This window comes from Motilimonas cestriensis (assembly GCF_021295315.1).
Lineage (GTDB): Bacteria > Pseudomonadota > Gammaproteobacteria > Enterobacterales > CBDFNC01 > Motilimonas > Motilimonas cestriensis.
In genome coordinates this window covers 1-3518 of sequence record NZ_JAIMJA010000056.1, presented here as the reverse complement: position 1 = coordinate 3518, position 3518 = coordinate 1, and the positions used below count along the sequence as shown (strand labels likewise).

The window sequence follows — 3518 nt, the reverse complement described above, 5'->3', positions numbered from 1 at the left end:
TTTTGCCATTTGCTTCCTTCAGATTTCACCTCGCGGTGAACACCCTTGCATAGGCTAACGGTTCTCTCTCGATTGAGCCCGTAGAGGACTTTCACCTCCTAGATCAACGCCATGCTCGGCGCACACAATTGAATATGGGGTGTCGGCTTCGCGACACCTATTCTTATTTGTTATGTGCTAGCTACAACAACTTTTTGTGCGGGCTCTTGTATGCTAAATAAGCTCCAAAACAACTACCCAAAACTATACCTGACAAAGAGAGAACTTCTGTTAATTGGACCTCAAAGCCAACGAAAATATTAAAATGTAAGTAAAGTGCCCCGCCTAGTGTACAAGTTAAAAATAGACAACAAAATACAATAAGAAGTGATTTTTTATTGACGTTGTAAAATAAATTGCTTGTAAATCTTATTGCTACAAAAGCACTTATAGTAGGAATTACCCACCAATTTAAAAAATATTCAAATGGAGCATTAATCTGAAAAAGGATTCCCTGCGCGACAAAAAACAAAAATAACCAAGTAACTATTGCCCACAAAACACTCGCAACAAAACTGACAAAATTTTTCACTAAGCAACTCGTTTAATATTAGGCACATAACGCCTGCATCTAGCGAATCCCCACAAGATATCGTTCGCTATCATAGATATAGAAACGCATCTCGTTGTGTGATCTAATTAATTTCGCCAAAAACAAATCAGATTACAACGAGATGCGCGAACTTAATATCATACACCAACAGCTACAAAATCAATGCCCTTTCATTCACAAAAAGCGACTTCAATCCCTCATTGATTCCACCCAAGCATTGCTCAACGGTGATCGCCTCACCCTAACTCAACTTGGCCGTTTCATGGCGGGTAGGACATCCGCTAAACATGCCATTAAGCGTGTTGATAGGTTGCTTGGCAATGCGCAGTTGCACCGCGAGCGCATCGATATTTATCGCTGGCATGCGCACTTAACTTGCAGCCTAAACCCCTTTCCATTTGTCCTTATCGACTGGGCTGACGTGCGTGAGCAGCTGCGAATGATGACATTACGCGCATCTATTGCCGTTAATGGCCGCAGCGTTGTTTTGTATGAACGCACCTTTGAATTCAAGCATTACAATTCTCCTCGAAGCCATCAACGTTTCTTGGATGAGTTGAAACAAGTAATGCCACCCAATTGCACGCCGATTCTGATCACCGATGCCGGTTACCGTAATACTTGGTTTCGCCAAGTTGAAGCGCTTGGTTGGTATTGGCTTGGCCGCTTACGCGGTGAAGTGGGCGTGAAGCTAGACAAGCAAGACTGGCTATCGAATAAAAGCTTTTTCGTCAAAGCGAATACACACCCACAACACCTTGGGCTCGCTGAAATTGCAAAGAAAACACCACTTTCATGCCAGATTTACTTGTACAAAGGCGCCGCTAAGAAGCGCAAAGGTAAGAGGCACAGCCGCACAGGTCAAAAGCATTCTGCCCAACATTTGTATCAACGTTCAGCGAAAGAGCCGTGGATGCTCGCCACCAACTTACCCCCGGCCATGTTTACTGCAAAACAAGTCGTTAAACTCTACGCCAAACGGATGCAAATCGAAGAATCATTTCGGGATTTAAAGAGTCCTGCTTATGGTTTTGGCCTGCGCCATTGTCGCAGTCGCTGCACCAAGCGGTTAGATATTCTTTTGCTAATAAGCCTGTTGGCAGAAGTTGTGCTGTGGTGCATTGGGCTCATTGCTAGGCAGCAAAAGTGGCAATATCAGTTTCAAGCCAACACCATCAAAACACGTCACGTTTTGTCGATAACACGGCTTGCAAAAGAGGTGCTAAGGCGGCGGGATCACCGAAGAAGTAGCGCGGATATACAGTGGGCAATCTACGAATATATACGGGTGATCCATCAAACAGCGATGCTTAAATTATGAGGGGATCCGTCAGCGCCTGCATTTGCGGTTTGGGTGAGATGGCGGCTGATTTGCGTGTTTTTGCAAAACAGGTGACAGTTTACCCAAATCCGGCAAGATGCACTTGTTAGTTGCTGAACACATGCGGTGACCCCGATAAAGACTTATGGATGCTCCCAAGATCACAGTCGTATTTTGACATATTAAAGACCAAATAGTTTTTATTGCCTAATACTCGCATGCCAATAAGGCGAGAAACTTGTTTTGGAAGCTTAAGCTGTTTCAAAGCCTGACGAGTATCATTTGTTCTCTCGAAGACTACATGAGGCCAAGATGGCCACTTACAGCTAGTGAGTGCAAGGCCGTGGCGAAAATCAACCAAATTCATTTCAAGCTCTGTAAAGTCGCAATCTCGAATTTCTGCGTCGAAGCCATCAGAATCTAAATCAGGTGACCCAATTACCGAATCTTTGAGAAGCCCAACGAATTTACAATGAATGAACTTCACTGATTGAAATATATGGGAGGAGGCTCTTTTACAGTTTATTGTACAGTTATCAAATACAACATGTGATAACAGGGTGCTCGAACTGCCAATGATGGTTACTTCACAATTCTTTAGAGTAGAATTAGAAATTGCTGAAGCAAATTTAGCCTTCGGATGTCCTATAAAAATCTCCTCGGCTATAACTTCCTTGTTTTGTATATCAGTTTCGTAGCTCATACTCGACCTTGATGCAACTAACGCCGGCCACAGCGGCTGGCAAAGCTGGCGGTTTTTGTGCTGCGAAGCGCACAAAAAGTGACAGGTTTGACGGTCCGTTGCTGGCCCTTGTTAAATTTTTCTAGACTCACGGAATATTGTCCAATATTGGGTAATATTCATTTGGAGTCTCGGTTAATAAACTGGTTGATCGCAAGTCGCAACCATTATACTTAAACGGCCAACCTGCCATAAAAATCAATCGGATTTGTTCATTCACTTTTGTGTTAGAGAATTTCTCGATATTTTCTCTATGTGTAAATATATTTGGGTATTTTGATGCACTTAATAGCGATGAAAAATACCTTGAGTAGCTATATTGGAACTTCACTCGTAATTCTTTACATTCCTTAGTGCCTTTAGGCATGAATCTCATGTGCTCTGGCTCGACAGCCTTCAAAAGAAAAGCCCCTTCCTCTTTTCCCTGGTAAATGAAATCCACATAAAAGCCGCCAGCTTTTGTGTAGGCGGAAATGATTAAGAGCAATGGAATGAATGCTATATGTTTGAGCACAATCTATTTTTTCTTCCCGAAATTTAACGCCCAATTAACAGGCAAAAAATTGTTGGCTAAAATAAGCGACGAAGGAGCAAAAGCCAACTGTTTTTTGTCCTTGTTTAATTTCTTAGGTGTTTCTTGATACCAAACCTAGCTCAATTAACGACTCTACAATGTTTTCCATATTTTCGTTAACCTTATTATTGTCTGACTTTTTTTCATATAGCAAAAGCAGCAACTCTGTAGTGGTCAACTAAAACTGGCCACCTCGTTATAAGTTTTGAAGTATTCTGCTTCAGCCTTTTGTGGCGATAACCCCTTGTTAAACTGGTGAGGCCTGTACCGATTGAAATAACCGGTAATG

3 protein-coding genes are annotated in these 3518 nt (G+C 42.4%); 1 reads left to right on the top strand and 2 read right to left on the bottom strand.

Annotation, left to right across the window (positions count from 1 at the left end):
• Positions 1–181: 181 nt before the first annotated feature.
• Positions 182–571: a hypothetical protein gene (locus tag K6Y31_RS21905; RefSeq protein ID WP_233055155.1), complete on the bottom strand. Its 390-nt coding sequence runs from the start codon at positions 569–571 to the stop codon at positions 182–184.
• A 142-nt stretch (positions 572–713) separates the two neighbouring features.
• On the opposite strand from K6Y31_RS21905, the gene K6Y31_RS21900 reads away from it, so the two are divergent.
• Positions 714–1913: an IS4 family transposase gene (locus K6Y31_RS21900; RefSeq protein WP_233055154.1), complete on the top strand. Its 1200-nt coding sequence runs from the start codon at positions 714–716 to the stop codon at positions 1911–1913.
• Between the two features lie 106 nt (positions 1914–2019).
• Here the strand turns inward: K6Y31_RS21900 and K6Y31_RS21895 are convergent, their stop codons facing one another.
• Positions 2020–2616, bottom strand: a complete 597-nt coding sequence (locus K6Y31_RS21895) for a hypothetical protein (RefSeq protein ID WP_233055153.1) — start codon at positions 2614–2616, stop codon at positions 2020–2022.
• Between the last annotated feature and the right edge of the window lie 902 nt (positions 2617–3518).